The 15,642-nt window shown below is 70.1% G+C and carries 14 protein-coding genes; 7 read left to right on the forward strand and 7 right to left on the reverse strand.

Annotated features, from left to right (window positions below; all coding sequences use genetic code 11):
* Positions 1 to 229: 229 nt before the first annotated feature.
* From ACWEFB_RS00595 to ACWEFB_RS00615, 5 genes are all read right to left on the reverse strand, one after another.
* The gene (locus ACWEFB_RS00595; RefSeq protein WP_452280848.1) at positions 230 to 2,788 is read right to left on the reverse strand and encodes an ABC transporter permease; all 2,559 of its coding nucleotides are present in this window, start codon (positions 2,786 to 2,788) and stop codon (positions 230 to 232) included.
* Positions 2,788 to 3,564: an ABC transporter ATP-binding protein gene (locus tag ACWEFB_RS00600; protein ID WP_326558589.1), complete on the reverse strand. Its 777-nt coding sequence runs from the start codon at positions 3,562 to 3,564 to the stop codon at positions 2,788 to 2,790. Before ACWEFB_RS00600 ends, ACWEFB_RS00595 begins: the two co-directional genes overlap by 1 nt.
* A 177-nt stretch (positions 3,565 to 3,741) precedes the next feature.
* The gene (locus tag ACWEFB_RS00605; protein ID WP_452280850.1) at positions 3,742 to 4,449 is read right to left on the reverse strand and encodes a response regulator; all 708 of its coding nucleotides are present in this window, start codon (positions 4,447 to 4,449) and stop codon (positions 3,742 to 3,744) included.
* A gap of 150 nt (positions 4,450 to 4,599) precedes the next feature.
* Complete coding sequence (locus ACWEFB_RS00610) at positions 4,600 to 5,898, reverse strand: sensor histidine kinase (protein ID WP_452280852.1); 1,299 nt, start codon at positions 5,896 to 5,898, stop codon at positions 4,600 to 4,602.
* Positions 5,899 to 5,998: 100 nt separating this feature from the next.
* Positions 5,999 to 6,910: a PD-(D/E)XK nuclease family protein gene (locus tag ACWEFB_RS00615; RefSeq protein WP_442792022.1), complete on the reverse strand. Its 912-nt coding sequence runs from the start codon at positions 6,908 to 6,910 to the stop codon at positions 5,999 to 6,001.
* A gap of 165 nt (positions 6,911 to 7,075) precedes the next feature.
* Here ACWEFB_RS00615 and ACWEFB_RS00620 point away from each other — a divergent pair, with 165 nt between their 5' ends.
* Genes ACWEFB_RS00620 through ACWEFB_RS00630 form a run of 3 tightly spaced genes read left to right on the forward strand, consistent with a single transcriptional unit; the run spans position 7,076 to position 9,757 of the window.
* Positions 7,076 to 8,167 carry a site-2 protease family protein gene (locus ACWEFB_RS00620; protein ID WP_452281390.1) on the forward strand — a complete coding sequence of 364 codons (1,092 nt, stop codon included), beginning with the start codon at positions 7,076 to 7,078 and terminating at the stop codon, positions 8,165 to 8,167.
* Entirely contained in the window at positions 8,164 to 9,147 is a 984-nt protein-coding gene (locus tag ACWEFB_RS00625) for a tRNA (adenine-N1)-methyltransferase (RefSeq protein ID WP_452280854.1), read from the forward strand. The genes ACWEFB_RS00620 and ACWEFB_RS00625 overlap by 4 nt, the downstream gene beginning before the upstream one ends.
* 37 nt (positions 9,148 to 9,184) lie before the next feature.
* Positions 9,185 to 9,757, forward strand: a complete 573-nt coding sequence (locus ACWEFB_RS00630) for a hypothetical protein (protein ID WP_326558585.1) — start codon at positions 9,185 to 9,187, stop codon at positions 9,755 to 9,757.
* 62 nt (positions 9,758 to 9,819) lie between these two features.
* On the opposite strand, the gene ACWEFB_RS00635 is transcribed toward ACWEFB_RS00630, so the two are convergent.
* A complete protein-coding gene (locus ACWEFB_RS00635) occupies positions 9,820 to 10,116 on the reverse strand; it encodes a ferredoxin (RefSeq protein WP_363602803.1) in 297 nt (98 codons plus the stop codon).
* 181 nt (positions 10,117 to 10,297) lie between these two features.
* Between ACWEFB_RS00635 and arc the strand changes: the two genes are divergently transcribed.
* Complete coding sequence (arc, locus tag ACWEFB_RS00640; RefSeq protein WP_363602800.1) at positions 10,298 to 12,079, forward strand: proteasome ATPase; 1,782 nt, start codon at positions 10,298 to 10,300, stop codon at positions 12,077 to 12,079.
* Between the two features lie 73 nt (positions 12,080 to 12,152).
* On the opposite strand, the gene ACWEFB_RS00645 is transcribed toward arc, so the two are convergent.
* On the reverse strand, positions 12,153 to 12,638 hold the full coding sequence (locus ACWEFB_RS00645) for a GtrA family protein (RefSeq protein ID WP_326558582.1): 486 nt from the start codon (positions 12,636 to 12,638) through the stop codon (positions 12,153 to 12,155).
* Positions 12,639 to 12,723: 85 nt separating this feature from the next.
* Between ACWEFB_RS00645 and ACWEFB_RS00650 the strand changes: the two genes are divergently transcribed.
* From ACWEFB_RS00650 to ACWEFB_RS00660, 3 genes are read left to right on the forward strand one after another with little or no spacing between them, the layout of a single operon-like run.
* Entirely contained in the window at positions 12,724 to 14,358 is a 1,635-nt protein-coding gene (locus tag ACWEFB_RS00650) for a DUF2142 domain-containing protein (RefSeq protein ID WP_452280858.1), read from the forward strand.
* On the forward strand, positions 14,358 to 14,705 hold the full coding sequence (locus ACWEFB_RS00655; RefSeq protein WP_326558580.1) for a DUF2304 domain-containing protein: 348 nt from the start codon (positions 14,358 to 14,360) through the stop codon (positions 14,703 to 14,705). The genes ACWEFB_RS00650 and ACWEFB_RS00655 overlap by 1 nt, the downstream gene beginning before the upstream one ends.
* Entirely contained in the window at positions 14,702 to 15,499 is a 798-nt protein-coding gene (locus ACWEFB_RS00660; protein ID WP_452280861.1) for a glycosyltransferase family 2 protein, read from the forward strand. Before ACWEFB_RS00655 ends, ACWEFB_RS00660 begins: the two co-directional genes overlap by 4 nt.
* The last annotated feature ends 143 nt before the right edge of the window (positions 15,500 to 15,642 follow it).

Below are 15,642 nucleotides of genomic sequence, written 5' to 3' on the forward strand. Positions count from 1 at the left end.
CAGCGGATATTCCGCTGCGGGTCGGCCCGGATGCCCACTCAGGGTTGCCCCTGACTGGTAGCGACCCATTCCGATCGCCCTACCGGATCTTTCCGCAACGGAGCGCTTCGTGTGGTGATTTGACCGGATCGTCGAGCGTGCCCGACCCGGTCACCGAGCGTTTTCACCGGCAGAAATGGCAGTGCGGGGCGGGCGCGAACGCCCACCCCGCACTCGTACCGGCGGTCGCTTACTCGTACGAGATCGCCTGTAGCACGTTGAGCCGCGACGCCCGCCAGGCCGGCCACGCGGCGGCCAGTACCCCGGCCAGCGCGGCCGCGACCAGGAAACCGACGAGCTGAAGGTACGGCAGCGCGACGATCGAGATCGCGTCCAGGTTGCGCAGCACCTCGGTGACCGTGACCCCGAGCGCCACCCCGAGTCCGACCCCGAGCAGGCAGCCGAAGACGGCCATCAGCAGTGATTCCACACCCACCATCGCCATGATCTGCGGGCGGCCCATGCCCACCGCCCGCAGCAGACCCAACTCCCGGGTGCGTTCGTAGATGCTGAGCACCAGGGTGTTGATGATGCCGAGGAACGCCACCAGTACGGCCAGCGCCAGCAGCACGTAGAAGATCACCAGCAGTTGGTCCACCGCCGAGGTCTGCTGCTTGATGAAGCTCGCCTGGTCGACCACGCTGACCAGCGGGTAGTCGGCCATGAGCTGCTCGACCTGGCGGGTCACCGCGATCACGTCGGTACCCTCGGAAACCTGGACCAGGCCCTGGAAGGCCAGCGGCCCGGCGAAGTACTTCACCTGCGACGGGGGCAGGATCACGCCGTTGGCCACCGTCGTCCGCTGGTAGATCCCGGCGATCGTGTACGTCCGGTCGCCGCCCACCGGCATGGTGACCACGAAGGTGCTGCCGAGCTTCCAGCCGTTGGTCTCCGCGGTGCCGTCGTCGACGATCGCCTCGTTCTCCCCGGTCGGGGTCAACGTGCCGGAGACCTGCTCCATCGACATCAGGGACCGGGCGGTCGGCAGATCCGCCGCCTGGACGTACGAGTTCGCGTTGCCGTCGACCGGCAGCACCGCGAGGTGGGTCGCGAGGACCGCCGTGACGCCCGGAATCCGGGCCGCCTGGTCCAGCCGGGCCGGATCGAATCCCTCCTTGCCGGTCGGCGGCGCCACCACGCCCGTGGTCACGATGACCGCGGCGCTCAGGTCGTTCTCCACCAGGTCCGTCACGCTGGCCTTCAGCGACGCGCCGATCACGCTGACCGCACTGACCAGGGTCACGCCGACCATCAGCGCGGCGGCGGTCACCGCGGTCCGGCGGGGATTGCGCAGCGTGTTGCGCCGGCCGATCCCGGTCGCGGTGCCCCAGCTCACCAGGAGCCCGATCGTCCCGGCGACCGGGCGGGTCAGCGCCGGGGAGAGCAGCGCCACCCCGACCACGGCGAGCAGTACGCCACCGCCGAGCGCCACCGCGGTCAGCCCTTCCACGCCGACCAGCCCGATGCTGAGCAGCGCGACGCTGATCGCGGTGATCACCCCGCCGGTGATGGTCAGCCCGCGCAGTGACTTGTCCGGCCGGACCACGTCGCGCATGGCCGCGATCGGTGGCACCCCGGCGGCGCGGACCGCCGGGATCAGCGCCGCGATCACCGTCATCACGACGCCGACCAGGTACGACGCCAGGATGGCGGTGCCGCTGACGGTGAGCCCGCCCTCGGGCAGGGGGAAACCGAGGGCGCCGGTGAGCGCCTGCAGCCCCGCCGCGACCGCGATGCCCGCGCCCAGGCCCAGAGTGGACGCGATCACGCCCACCACCACTGCCTCGACCAGCACGCTGCCGGTGACCTGCCGCCAGCTCGCGCCGAGTGCCCGCAGCAGTGCCAGTTCCCGCGACCGCTGGGCAATGATGATGTTGAAGGTGTTGAAGATCAGGAACATCCCGACCAGCAGGGCGATCAACGCGAAGCCGAGGAAGAACCAGTTCACGAAGGTGAGCAGTTGCTTGAGCTGGGACGCCTGCTCGTCGGCCGCCTCCTGACCGGTGATCGCCTCGAACCCGGCCGGGGTGGCCGTGGCGACCCGCTGCTTCAGGGTCTCCTGCGACACCCCCGGCTCGGCCTCGAGCTGGGCGGCGCCGAACACCCCGGTGGTGCCGTAGAAGAGGCGCTGCGCCTCCGGCACGGTGAACCCGACCATCGTCTCGCCGCCGAGCGACGTCCGCCCGCCCGAGTACTCCAGCAGACCGACCACGGTCCACTCCGGGCTGGTGGCGCTCCGCGGCACGTAGATCTTGATCCGGTCGCCGATCTTGTGACCGGTCTGCTCGGCCGTGTAGCGGGTCAGGGTGACCTCGCTGTCGGCCTGTGCGGCCCGACCCTCCGCCACGTGCAGCAGACCGTCGGCGACGAAGTCGTCGTCGGCCAGCCCGATCCCGAGGTGCGGGGCGCCGGCAGGCAGTGCCTTGCCGTTGTCCTTGCGGAACGGGGTTATCCCCTCCGAACTGGCGTCCCCGGCGACCGCGCGGACCCCGTCGACCGCGGCCAGCCGATCCAGGTCGGCCTCGGTCAGCAGCGGCGGATTCACCTCCTCCCGCGCCTCGTCGGTGGCCTGCACCTGGACCGCGACGTCCTTGTTCACGGTCTGGAACAGCTGCTCGAACCGGCCGCCGAGGCTGTCGGTGAGTACGAAGGCGCTGGCCACGAACATCACGCCGAGGATGATCGCGAAACCGGACAGGACCAGCCGGAGCTTGCGTGAGAGCAGGCTCTTCAGCGTGGCACGCAGCATCACGCCACCTCGGCCTGGTGGGCCAGCACGTCCAGGTGCTTGAGGGTGTCGAGGACAGCCTCCGCCGTGGGGTCGGTCAACTCGTCCACGATGGCGCCGTCGGCGAGGAAGATGACGCGGTCGGCGTAGCTGGCGGCGACGGGGTCGTGGGTGACCATGACGATGGTTTGGTGGTGGTTGCGGACGCTGTCGCGGAGGAAGGTGAGGACTTCTGCGCCGGCTCGGCTGTCGAGGTTTCCGGTGGGTTCGTCGGCGAAGATGACGTCGGGTTTGGCGACGAGGGCGCGGGCGCAGGCGACGCGTTGTTGTTGGCCGCCGGAGAGTTGGTTGGGTCGGTGGTGGAGTCGGTCGGCTAGTCCGACGGTTTTGATGACGGTGTTGTACCAGTCGGGGTTTGGTTTGCGGCCGGCGATGGAGAGGGGGAGGAGGATGTTTTCTTCGGCGGTGAGGGTGGGGAGGAGGTTGAATTGTTGGAAGATGAAGCCGACTTTGTCGCGGCGGAGTTTGGTGAGTCCGTTGTCGTTGAGTCCGGTGACGGTGGTGTCGCCGATGTGGATGGTGCCGCGGGTGACGGAGTCGAGTCCGGCGAGGCAGTGCATGAGGGTGGATTTGCCGGAGCCGCTGGGTCCCATGATGGCGGTGTAGCGGGCTTGTTCGAATTCGGCGGTGACTCCGCGTAGGGCGATGACCTGCGCTTCACCGCTGCCGTACACCTTCCACACGTCACTCGCGCGCGCCGCCGCCGTACCGCCGGCCGCGGATGTTGTCCCCGTCACGATCTCTCCCTCGTTCGATTGACGACGGTTGCCGTCCCTGGGTCACGCTAGGTGGCCGAGGCAATCCGGCCATCCTGCCGGCGGAGGGTTTTCCGGTACGACCGTCGTACCCTCCCGGCTCCGACCAAAGGAGGGTACGGGCTCACCACGCTGCGTCGCACGACCGTTATCGGTGCGTCATGCGCCCGGACGGATCAGTCCCGACTCGTACGCCAACACGACCGCCTGCACCCGATCGCGCAGACCGAGTTTGGTGAGTACGTGTCCGACATGCGTCTTGATCGTGGTTTCACTGATCGACAACGTGCGCGCGATTTCCGCGTTGGACAGTCCCCGGGCGATGTGCACCAGCACCTCACGCTCGCGCTCGGTGAGCACGTCGAGCGCCCTCGGCGGGGTCGCCGACGGGTCGGGCAGCACCCCGGCGAACTGGTCCAGCAGCCGCTTGAGGATGCGCGGGGCGACCACCGCCTCACCGGCGGCCACCGTACGGATAGCGGTCACCAGATCGTCCGCCGGTACGTCCTTGGCCAGGAAGCCGCTCGCACCGGCCCGCAACGCCCCCACCACGTACTCGTCCAGGTCGAACGTGGTCAGGATGAGGACCCGTACCGGCAGGCGGGACTCGACGATCGCCCGGGTCGCCGCCACCCCGTCCATCCGGGGCATCCGGATGTCCATCAGCACCACGTCGGGCAGCAGCCGGCGGGACAGGTCGACCGCCTCGGCACCGTCACCCGCCTCGCCCACGATGTCGAGGTCACTCTCGGCGCTGAGCACCATCCGGAACCCGGTACGCAGCAACGGCTGGTCGTCGACGAGCAAAATCCGTACCGGCCGCGCCCCACCCCGCACATAGGTACTGGCTTCGCGGTGCTCGGTCACGCCGTCTCCTCGCTTCGCTCGTCGTCGCCGTGACTTAAAGGCCTGAACCGGCTGGTGACCTCGCGGGGCTCGGTCACGTCGTCTCCTCGCTTCGCTCGTCGTCGCCGTGACTTAAAGGCCTGAGCCGGCTGGTGACCTCGCGGGGCTCGGTCACGCCGTCTCCTCGTTGCTCGGTACGCCGAGGCGTTCCATCGGGACCTTCGCGTAGACCCGGAAGCCGCCGCCCGGACGGGGGCCGGTACGCAGGGTTCCACCGTAGAGGGCGACCCGTTCCCGCATCCCGACCAGGCCGTGTCCGGCGAGGTTGGGGTCGAGCGAGGGGCCGCGCCCGGTGTCCAGGATCTCGACCACCAGCCAGTAGACGCCGAAGGTGAGCCGGACCTGTGCGGTGGCCGTACCGGCGTGCTTGAGCGCGTTGGTCAGCGCCTCCTGCACGATCCGGAAGACGGTCAGGGCGAGGCTGGGCTCCAGCGGCGCCGGTACGCCGTCGACCCGCAGGGTGACCGGCAGACCCGCCTCGCGAACCTGGTCGACCAGCGACTCCAGTCCGGCGAGTCCGGGCTGCGGGGTGAGGTCGGCGGCCGGTTCGGCGTCGTCGGTACGCAGCACGTCGAGCAGCCGGCGCAGCTCCCGCAGCGTGGTCCGGCCGGTTTCCGCGATGCTGTCCAGCGCCTCGTCCGCGGCGGCGGGGTCGCGGGGCAGCACCCGTCGGGCACCGGTCGCCAGCACGCTCATCACGCTGACGTGGTGCGCGACCACGTCATGCAGCTCGCGGGCGATCCGCCGCCGCTCGTCGGCGACCGCCTGGTCGGCCATGGAGCGCTGGTTCTCCTCCGCGACCCGGGCACGCTCCTCCAGCGCCCGGATCGTCGCCCGCCGAGCGTGCACCGTACGTCCGACAAAAAAGCAGACCAACGCGATCAGTACGTTGGTGAACAGCAGATATCCCCCGGAGACCCCGATCTGGTCCCGGGCCGCCGGCAGTGCCAAGGCGGTGACCAGGATCGGCACCCAGAGCGCGGTGGCCACGAGGATCGCCCGGCGCAGGGTGAAGCCGGCGGCGGTGGTGTAGGTGAGCAGGATGAACGCCACCACCGCGGTCAGCGGCTGGTGCCCGTCGACCACCGCGGCGGCAAAACCGGTCAGCGCCAGTGCCACCGCAGCCGGCAGCCAGGCCCGGTGCAGCGCGATCGGCACCGCACAGACCAGACTCCAGGTGATCGTTCTCGGCCATCCGTCGATGGTGGCCTCGGGCGGTCCGGTCGCCACCAGCAGCACCTCGGTCAGTACGACCAGAGCCGCCAGGAGAACGTCCCGGCCGAACGTGGCCGGGACGTACCCGGTGGGAAGCAGGCCCCGCCACCACCCGGTGGGCGGGCGCGGCCCGGCGTCCGGTCCGGTCCCACCCGGCGGCCGGTCGAGGACGGCCGGGACGTCGATGCGGGTCATGTTCCGCACGGTAGCCGCTGCCTGGGTGCCGACGTCCGCACCCAGGGGTGGAATGCGCCTCCTCCTTGAGGAGGAGGGCCACCGGCCTCGGGAGGAGGGGCTACTCGTCCACGGCGGGCCCGGCGGACCGGCTGGGTTGCTCCGGCACGACCGCGGTGACCGTCAACTCCGGGAACGGCGGCGGCGTGCCGCCGTAGGCGGGGCAGAGCGCCTGGTGGCTGCACCAGTCGCAGAGCCGGCTCGGCTTCGGCCGGAAGTCCTGCTTGGCGGTGGCCTGCTCGATCGCCCGCCAGAGGGCGACCAGGGTGCGCTCGAACCGGGCGAGTTCGTCGGCGTCCGGCGCGTAGTCGCAGATCTCGGCGTCCTTGAGGTAGAGCAGCCGGAGCACCTTCGGCACCACCCCACGGGTACGCCAGAGCACCAGCGCGTAGAACTTGAGCTGGAACAGCGCACGTGCCTCGAACGCCTCCCTGGGCGCTCCGCCGGTCTTGTAGTCGACCACCCGCAACGCCCCGTCCGGGGCGACGTCGAGCCGGTCGATGTAACCGCGGATCAGCAACTCGTCGTCGACGACCGTGGAGATCAGCGTCTCCCGCTCGGCGGGCTCGAGTCGGCGGGGGTCCTCCACCGTGAAGTAACCCTCGAGCAGCCGGCGCGCCGAGCCGAGGAACTCGGTCACGTCGATCGCCGCGTCCTCGGGGAACAGGTCGGTCAGCTCCGGCTCCCGGGCCACCAACTGGTCCCACTGCGGTGTCACCAGGTCGTCCGCGGCCGCCGGTGTGCGGTCCGCCGCGGGCAGGTCGAAGAGCCTTTCCAGCACCGCGTGCACCAGGGTGCCGCGAATCTGGTCCAGGCTGGTCCGCTCGGGCAACCGGTCGATGCTGCGGAACCGGTAGAGCAGCGGGCAGGTCTTGAAATCCGCCGCCCGCGACGGTGAGAGGGAGGGCCCCGGGGGCCGCTCGGCCACCGGGGATCGCCCGGCCGTCTGCTTCGTCACCATCTCCGCCACCATGACCGGAAGGCTAGGCCACCGGTACGACGGTTACGCGGGCACGGGCCCCCGCAAGCATGCCGCGGGCGAGCTTGCTCCGCGCGGTTACGTAGCATCGACACGGTGCAGCAGAGTTCAAGGCGGCAAACCCGGCCGGACCGCCGTCCCGGCCTCGCCGTCGGGCGGGTGCTCGGGGTACCGGTCTACGTCAACGCCTCGATGGTGCTGCTGGCCGTCCTGGTGACCGTGGTGTACGGCGAGTTCGTCCGTCGTGAGCTGGAGCTGTCGCAGGTCACCGGCTATCTGGTCGGCTTCGGATTCGTGGTCTGCCTGCTCGGTTCGGTGCTCCTGCACGAACTCGGTCACGCGGTGACCGCCCGCCGGCACGGCATCGGCGTACGCGGGATCACGCTCGAACTGCTGGGCGGCTACACCGAGATGGACCGTGACGCCCCGACACCCCGGGTGGACCTGCTGGTCTCGCTCGCCGGCCCGGCCGTGTCCCTGGTGCTCGGCCTGGCCGCGGTGGTGGCCGCCGTGCTGTTGCCCGATCGCACCCTGCCCGACCAGTTCGCCCTGCAACTGGCGGTGAGCAACCTCATCGTGGCGGTTTTCAACATCCTGCCCGGTCTGCCGCTCGACGGCGGCCGTGCGCTGCGTGCCCTGGTCTGGGCGGCCAGTCGGGATCGGCACCTCGGCACCGAGGTCGCCGGTTGGGCCGGCCGGGCCGTCGCGGTGGTCACCGCCGTACTGGTCGGGGTGCTGACCTGGGTCGGGCTGATCGCGCCGCTGGGACTGGCCCTGATGGTGCTGGTCGCCTTCACCCTCTGGCAGGGGGCCGGCCAGTCCATCCGGATGGCCCGGATCAGCCGCCGGTTCCCCCTCATCGACCTGCACCAGCTCGCCCGCCCGGTGTTCCGGGTGCCCACCGGGACCCCGCTGGCCGAGGCGCAGCGGCGGGGATCGGCGACCGGGCCGGCACCGGTGGCGCTGGGGGTCGACGACTCGTCGGGCCGGCTGGTCGCCCTGGTCGACCGGGCCGCCGCCGAGGCGGTGCCGGTGGACCGGCGGCCATGGGTCGCGATCGACACGGTGGCCCGTGGCCTGGACGGACTTCCGACCCTCCCGGTGGATCTGGACGGCGAGGAGGTCATCCAGGCCGTGCAGACCGACCCGGGCGCGCAGTATCTCGTGACGTCAGGCGAAGATGTCGTCGGCGTTCTGCACATCGCCGATCTGGCGCAGCTCCTGGAGCCGAAACGAAAGATGACTCAGTGACCGCACAGCCCACCACCGCCCACCCCACCGACGCCGCGCCGGTACCGGCCCACCGTGGCCCGTTCCGGCCGGGTGACCGGGTGCAGTTGACCGATCCGAAGGGTCGGATGCACACGATCACGTTGGAGGGGGGCAAGTCGTTCCACACCCACCGGGGTGCGCTCGAGCACGACGACCTGATCGGCCTGCCCGACGGCAGTGTGGTCACCTCCGCGGGCGGGACCGCGTACCTCGCGCTGCGCCCCCTGCTCTCCGACTACGTGCTCTCCATGCCCCGTGGCGCCCAGGTGATCTACCCGAAGGACGCCGCCCAGATCGTCGCCATGGGCGACATCTTCCCCGGTGCGAAGGTGCTCGAGGCCGGTGCCGGCTCCGGTGCGCTGGCCTGCTCCCTGCTGCGCGCGGTCGGCCCGACCGGTGAGCTGCACTCGTACGAGCTGCGCGACGACTTCGCCCAGATCGCCCGGCGCAACGTGGAGGCCTTCTTCGGCGGTCCGCACCCGTCCTGGCACCTGACCGTGGGCGACGTGGCAACCTGCCAGGAGCCGGAGTTCGACCGGATCATCCTGGATCTGCTCGCCCCGTGGGACGTACTCGACCTGGTGGCGCGCACGCTGGTGCCCGGCGGGGTGTTCATCGGCTACGTGGCCACCACGACCCAGCTCTCCGACCTGGTCGAGGCGTTGCGCGAGCGCGGCGGCTTCACCGAGCCACGTGCCTGGGAGTCGCTGGTGCGGGACTGGCACCTGGAGGGGCTGGCGGTGCGCCCCGACCACCGGATGATCGCGCACACCGCGTTCCTGGTCTCCGCGCGCAAGCTGGCGCCCGGCGTGATCGCGCCGCCGCGGCGTCGCAAGCCGAGCAAGGGCGTCGAGGCGTACGCGGCGCGCAAGGCGGGACTGCGGGCGGCGGAGCAGGCAGTTCGGGACGCGGAGTCGGCACCGCTCGCCCCGGCGGGTGGCGTGGACGAGGCGGGGTAGAGGGACGTGCAGTGATCATCAACCTCGGGAGGTCCGCATGAGCAGGCCCACCTTCGGCGGCGGGGACCTCCCCGCCGTCTTCCCGGACTGGTCGCCGTACCAGGACCTGGAGTCGGCTGCGCGGGCGTACCTCCGCGACCCCGAGGTGGCGCTGGAGGCGCTGGGCGGCGTGCTGCGCGGCGCCTCCGTGCTGGGGTTCACCCTGGAACGGTTCGTCAACGAGGTGAACGGGGTCTGGCAGGAGGTGGCGGTCTGCGACGGCAGCCGGTTGATCCTCTGGCACGGTGAGGACATCCCGCCGGACGACGGGCCGGCCGGGTCGATGACCTCTTCGCTGCGGGTCGTCCCGGTGTCGACGGTCACCGAGGTGGGGTGCCGCCGACGGCTGACCCGGACCCCGAGCGGCGGCGTACGGGTCGACAGCATCGACGTCTACCTGCTGCTCAGCTCGTTGGACGAGGGGGTCCCGGCGGACGAGGTGGTGGGTTCACCCCGGCACGACGCGCTGCGCTTCGGCAAGACCTTCGACGACGGCGGGGCGGGGCAGATCGCCCGGCTCGAGGAGTTTGCCCGACTGGTTGCCTCGGTACTCGGCCGTCCCATGCTGTGAGCCGGTCCCGCCGGCTTCGCCTCCCCGGCCGAGCCGGGAAGCTCGGGTCGTCCGCGCCCGGATCAGTCCTCGGCGTCCGGACCGGCGACCTCGACGTCATCCCGGCTGCGCAGCACGTGGATGCAGTCGCCCGGGCACTCCTTGGCCGCGTCGATCACGTCGAGCCGCAGATGGGCGGGTACGTCGACCCGGCTGCCCGGGGCGAGCAGCATCTCGCCCGAGCCGTTCTTGACGTACGCCAGGCCGTCGATGTCGAACTCGAAGACCTCCGGGGCGTACTGCACGCAGAGGCCGTCGCCGGTGCAGAGGTCCTGGTCCACCCAAACACGCAGCTCATCGGTCTCGGTCTGGGTTACCACGATGACCCCTCCATCCGTTCGTCCGGCACGTACCCGACGGTACCCGAACGCCCCCGTACGACCCCAGCGGCGTCCCCCGTGACGATCAAGGTTCGGTGACGAGGGTGTTGCATGGGACCGAATCGGCGTCATAGCGGCTAGTGTTAGGGCAGAACGTTCAAGCCCCCCGGGGAGGTGGGACGTGGCACGCAGCGACGACGCGGACTCGCGCGCCGCACGGTGGGAGAAGGAGGCCCACGATCTCTCCACCCAGGTCGCGTTCCTTCAAGAGGAACTGGCCTTGGTGCGGCGCAAGCTGACCGAAAGCCCCCGACACGTCCGGCAGCTCGAGGAGCGACTGGCGGCTACCCAGGCGCAGCTAGCTCGACTGACCGAGAACAACGACCGGCTCGTGAGCACCCTCAAAGAGGCACGGGCCCAGATCGTCACGCTCAAGGAAGAGATCGACCGGCTGGCTCAACCACCCAGCGGGTACGGCGTCTTCCTCGCGCGGCACGACGACGGCACGGTGGATGTCTTCACCGGCGGTCGGAAGCTGCGCGTGGCGGTATCTCCGTCACTGGAGGTCGACGAGCTACGACGTGGTCAGGAGGTCCTGCTCAACGACGCGCTCAACATTGTTGACGCGTTCGGATTCGAGCGGGTCGGAGAGGTCGTGATGCTCAAGGAGGTGTTGGAGAGTCCCACCGGGGGTCCGGGTGACCGGGCCTTGGTGATCTCCCACGCCGACGAGGAGCGGATCGTGCATCTCGCCGAGACACTGATCGGCTCGTCGATTCGAGCCGGCGACTCGCTCATGATCGAACCGCGCTCGGCGTACGCGTACGAGCGCATTCCCAAGAGCGAGGTGGAGGAACTCGTCCTCGAGGAGGTGCCCGACGTCGACTACAGCGACATCGGTGGCCTCCAGTCCCAGATCGAGCAGATCCGGGACGCGGTCGAGTTGCCGTTCCTGCACGCCGAGCTGTTCCGGGAGCACCAGTTGCGCCCGCCGAAGGGCATTCTGCTCTACGGTCCGCCGGGCTGCGGGAAGACCTTGATCGCCAAGGCGGTGGCAAACTCGCTGGCGAAGAAGATCGCTGAGCGGCGTGGTGAGCAGAAGCACACCAGCTACTTCCTGAACATCAAGGGTCCGGAGCTGCTCAACAAGTACGTCGGCGAGACCGAGCGGCACATCCGGTTGATCTTCCAGCGTGCTCGGGAGAAGGCCGGCGAGGGCACTCCGGTCATCGTGTTCTTCGACGAGATGGACTCGGTGTTCCGTACCCGCGGCTCCGGTGTCTCCTCGGACGTGGAGAACACGATCGTTCCGCAGCTGCTCAGCGAGATCGACGGCGTGGAGGGGCTGGAGAACGTCATCGTGATCGGCGCCTCCAACCGGGAGGACATGATCGACCCGGCCATCCTGCGTCCGGGCCGACTCGATGTGAAGATCAAGATCGAGCGGCCGGACGCCGAGGCGGCCCGGGACATCTTCTCCAAGTACATCCTCACCGGGCTGCCACTGCACTCGGACGACCTCACCGAGCACGGGCAGGATGCCCAGGCGACGGTGGCGGCCATGATCGAGGCCGTGGTCCTGCGGATGTACTCCGAAACCGAGGAGAACCGGTTCCTCGAGGTCACCTACGCCAACGGTGACAAAGAGGTGCTCTACTTCAAGGATTTCAACTCCGGCGCGATGATCCAGAACATCGTCGACCGGGGCAAGAAGATGGCGATCAAGGAGTTCCTCTCCTCCGGACGCAAGGGGCTGCGCCTGCAGCACCTGCTCGACGCCTGCGTCGACGAGTTCCGGGAGAACGAGGACCTTCCGAACACCACCAACCCGGACGACTGGGCCCGGATCTCCGGCAAGAAGGGCGAGCGGATCGTCTACATCCGTACGCTCGTCTCCGGGGGCAAGGGCGCCGAAGCCGGCCGTTCCATCGAAACCGCGAGCAACACCGGTCAGTACCTCTGACCTGATCAGCGATGAACGGGGGGCGACGCAGTACGCGTCGCCCCCCGTTGTCGATCTCCCCGGTGCTACCCGGTCAGCCGAGCTTCGCCTCCGCCGCCGGAGTCGGGTCGCGGAAGACCCAGGCCCGGTAGACCACGAAGTTGAGCGTGGTCAGCACCACCAGCGCCACGCACTTGGCCACGAGGTAGTTCAGCCCGAGGCCGGCGAGGGCCGCGACCATCAGTACGGTGAGCACCCAGTTGACGCCGACCAGGATGAGGTAGCGGACGAGCTGCCCACCGGCCCCGCCGGTGGAGGAGAAGACCCAGCTCCGGTTGAGCAGGAAGTTCAGCCCGGTCGAGGTCACCACCCCGAGGAACGTCGCGAGCGGCAGCCAGACGTCGAACGCTCCGTGCAGGAGCCAGAGCAGGCCGGTGTCGAGCGCCGCGCTCCCACCGCCCACCACCAGGTACCGGACGAAACCGGTGTTGAGGAGTCGGCGCACCAGGCCGCTCGGCCGGGCGGATCCGGACGCGGGCTCCCGGGTGTCGGGAGCGCTCTGATCGGCAGTCGTCGTCACGACCGGTGAGCATAGCGGCGTACGCGCCGGAGTGCGTTCGGACCCGAACCCGCTCGAAGCCCGACATCGAGTACCCTCGGCACCCGTGACCACCCCCATGGCCGCACCCGCCCGGCCCCACCCGTCGGCTCGGCCCGCCACAGGTCTGCTACTGCGAGTAATGTTGCCGTTCGCCGGCTTCTTCCTGCTGTTCGCGGCCTGGGCCATCGCCACGCCCTACGACGGCACGCCGGACGAGATGCGGCACATCCAGCACGCGTACGGGGTGGCCTCCGGCGACATCGCTCCCGCGCCGGCAAAAGAGGGCAAATTTCCCGGCGCGTACCACGAAGTGCCGAAGAGCCTGATCCGCAGCAACTGCTTCGCGCACCACCCGGACCAGGACGCCGGCTGTGCCCGGGAGCCCGGCGGGGACGAGACCCTGGTCAAGGTGCTCACCCCGGCCGGTCGATACAACCCCGCGTACTACCTGACCGTGGGCTGGCCGCTGGTGCTCTCCCCGAACATGGCCGGCGTACTGCTCGCCCGGCTGCTCAGTGCCGCCCTGGTCGCCGCCCTGTTCGCCTGGGCGACCTCGGTGGCCCTGACGCTGCGACACCGCCTCGCCTTCGGCGGCATCCTCGTCGCGGTCACCCCCATCACCGCGCACCTCGCCGGGGCGGTCAACCCGAACGCGGTCGAGATCGCGGCCGGCGCCGCCATGGTCGTGGGACTGATCGCCATCCTGCTCGAACCGGAGGGAGCCGGCCGGCGGCGGTCCGCCTGGTGGCTCGCCGGGGTGGGCGGCGCGGTGCTGCTCACCGTACGGTCGGGTGGCCCGGCCTGGTTCGCGGTCATCGCCGCGGTCCTGCTCATCGGGCTGACCCTGCCGGCCTACCGCGCCCTGCTGCGTTCCCGGCGGTTCTGGATCCTGTCCGGTGCGCTCGCGGCGACCGGGATCGCCTCGGTCGGCTGGACCCTCTGGAAGAAGACCGCCGAGATCACCCCGAACGGCGTGGGCAGTCGGCACCTGGGCCTGGTCGGCGCGATGAAGATCGAGATTCTCGACCGGTGGAACAGCTACATCCAGGAACTGGTGGGGGTGCTCGGCTGGCTGGACACCCCGCTGCCCATGGTGATCAACCTTGCCTGGTACTTCTCGGTCGGCACCCTGGTCCTGCTGGCGCTCGCCCTGGGTGGGAACGCCGCGCGCTGGCGGGTCGCCGGGCTCGGCGTACTGGGCATGCTGGTGCCGAGCGTCATCGAGGCGATCAACGTCAACGAATACGCGTTCATCGGCCAGGGGCGGTACTTCCTGCCGCTGCTGGTCGGGGTGCCGATCCTGGCCGCGTACACGGTGGCCGAGAGCGGCCTGGTCGACCCGTTGCGCAAGCTGATCCGGCTGTTCGTCCTCCTGCTGGTTCCCGCGCATCTCGCCGCCCTGGCCTACACGATGGTGCGCTTCCAGCAGGGGCTGCCGCCCCGGCGCGGGGTGATCTCGTTCAACGTCCTGGGCGGTGAGTGGCAACCCGCGCTCGGGTCGATCACCCCGATCCTGCTCGCCATCGTGGCCGGCGCCATCCTGGTCGCGTACCACTGGCGGCTCACCGCCCCGGAACGGGTGCTGCCCGCGGGCACCGCCCCCGACCCGGACGGGCTCGTCCCCGACCCGCAACCCACGCAACGGGAACTCGTCGACGTCGTCGCCGGCCCGCGCTCGCGAGAGGAACCGACCTCCTGATGCGACTGACTCTGCTGACCGGAATCACCGGCCTGGTCCTGCTGGTGGTCGTGGTCGAGCTGATGCGCCGCCGCCAACTGCGGGAGAAGTACGCCGCACTCTGGATCGGCGTCGCCCTGGTGGCGCTGCCGCTCGCCTTCTTCCCCCGGCTGCCGGACGAGATCGCCGGCGCGCTCGGCGTGGTCAGCGGCGTCAGCCTGGTGCTCTTCGGTGGCGTGGTCTTCCTGCTTCTGATCAGCATTCATCTGAGCTGGGAACTCAGCCGTCTGGAGGAGGAGACCCGGGTGCTCGCCGAAGACGTGGCACTGCTGCGGGCCGAGGTCCGCCGGGAAGAGGTGGAACGGTGATCGCCGACAAGCGGATCCTGATCGTCATCCCGGCCTGGAACGAGGCCGGTTCCATCGCCGAGGTGGTACGCGAGGTCGGCACCGCCCTGCCCACCGTCGACGTGCTCGTGGTCGACGACGGCTCGCGGGACCGGACCTCGGCGCAGGCCCGGTCCGCCGGTGCGGCGGTGCTGCAGCTCCCGTACAACCTCGGGGTCGGCGGGGCGATGCGGCTCGGCTACCGGTACGCCCGCGACCACGGCTACGACGTGGCCATCCAGGTCGACGCGGACGGCCAGCACGACCCGCTGTTCGTGCCCGAACTGGTGAGCGCCCTGGACCACGCCGACCTGGTGATCGGCGCCCGGTTCGCGGGCGTCGGCGACTACGCCGTACGCGGGCCGCGCAAGTACGCGATGTCGTTGCTCGCGGGCGTACTCAGCCGGATCACCGGATCGCGGCTGACCGACACCACCTCCGGATTCCGGGCCGCCAACCGGCAGGTGATCGAGCTGTTCGCCCGCGCCTACCCGGTGGAGTACCTCGGCGACACGGTCGAGACCGTGGTGCACGTGGCCCGGGTCGGCCTGCGCGTGGTGCAGGTCCCGGTCGCCATGCGGGCCCGGATGGCCGGTACGCCCAGCCAGTCCGTCGCCAAGGCCTCGTTCTACCTCGGACGGGCGATGGTGGTGCTCGGCCTGGCGCTGGTACGCCGCTACGAGCCGGTCCCGAAGCCCACGCCCCGCCCGCTGGTGCCGAGCCAACGGCAGCCGGTCGACACGGAGGCGTACCCGGTGCCCGTTCAGGGCGAGTAGCGCGGACCCGGCTCCCGGCGGGCGGTCCGCAAGGGCGCACAACCGCGCGCAACGGGGTGACACCGGCCAATAGGTGCATTCCGCGGCCGTGTCGTCACATCGGGCGAACGGATGAGCCTGAAAGCGGACTACGCTCGCCTCAT

The sequence above is a fragment of the Micromonospora sp. NPDC004704 genome, from assembly GCF_053601675.1.

What these genes read in the sequence shown, in the direction of transcription:
- ACWEFB_RS00610 (WP_452280852.1), bottom strand. Translation starts at nt 5,898, where the DNA reads ATGACCCGCATCGACGTCCCGGCCGTCCTCGACCGGCCGCCGGGTGGG.
- ACWEFB_RS00595 (WP_452280848.1), bottom strand. Translation starts at nt 2,788, where the DNA reads ATGCTGCGTGCCACGCTGAAGAGCCTGCTCTCACGCAAGCTCCGGCTG.
- ACWEFB_RS00655 (WP_326558580.1), top strand. Translation starts at nt 14,358, where the DNA reads ATGCGACTGACTCTGCTGACCGGAATCACCGGCCTGGTCCTGCTGGTG.
- ACWEFB_RS00615 (WP_442792022.1), bottom strand. Translation starts at nt 6,910, where the DNA reads ATGGTGGCGGAGATGGTGACGAAGCAGACGGCCGGGCGATCCCCGGTG.
- ACWEFB_RS00630 (WP_326558585.1), top strand. Translation starts at nt 9,185, where the DNA reads ATGAGCAGGCCCACCTTCGGCGGCGGGGACCTCCCCGCCGTCTTCCCG.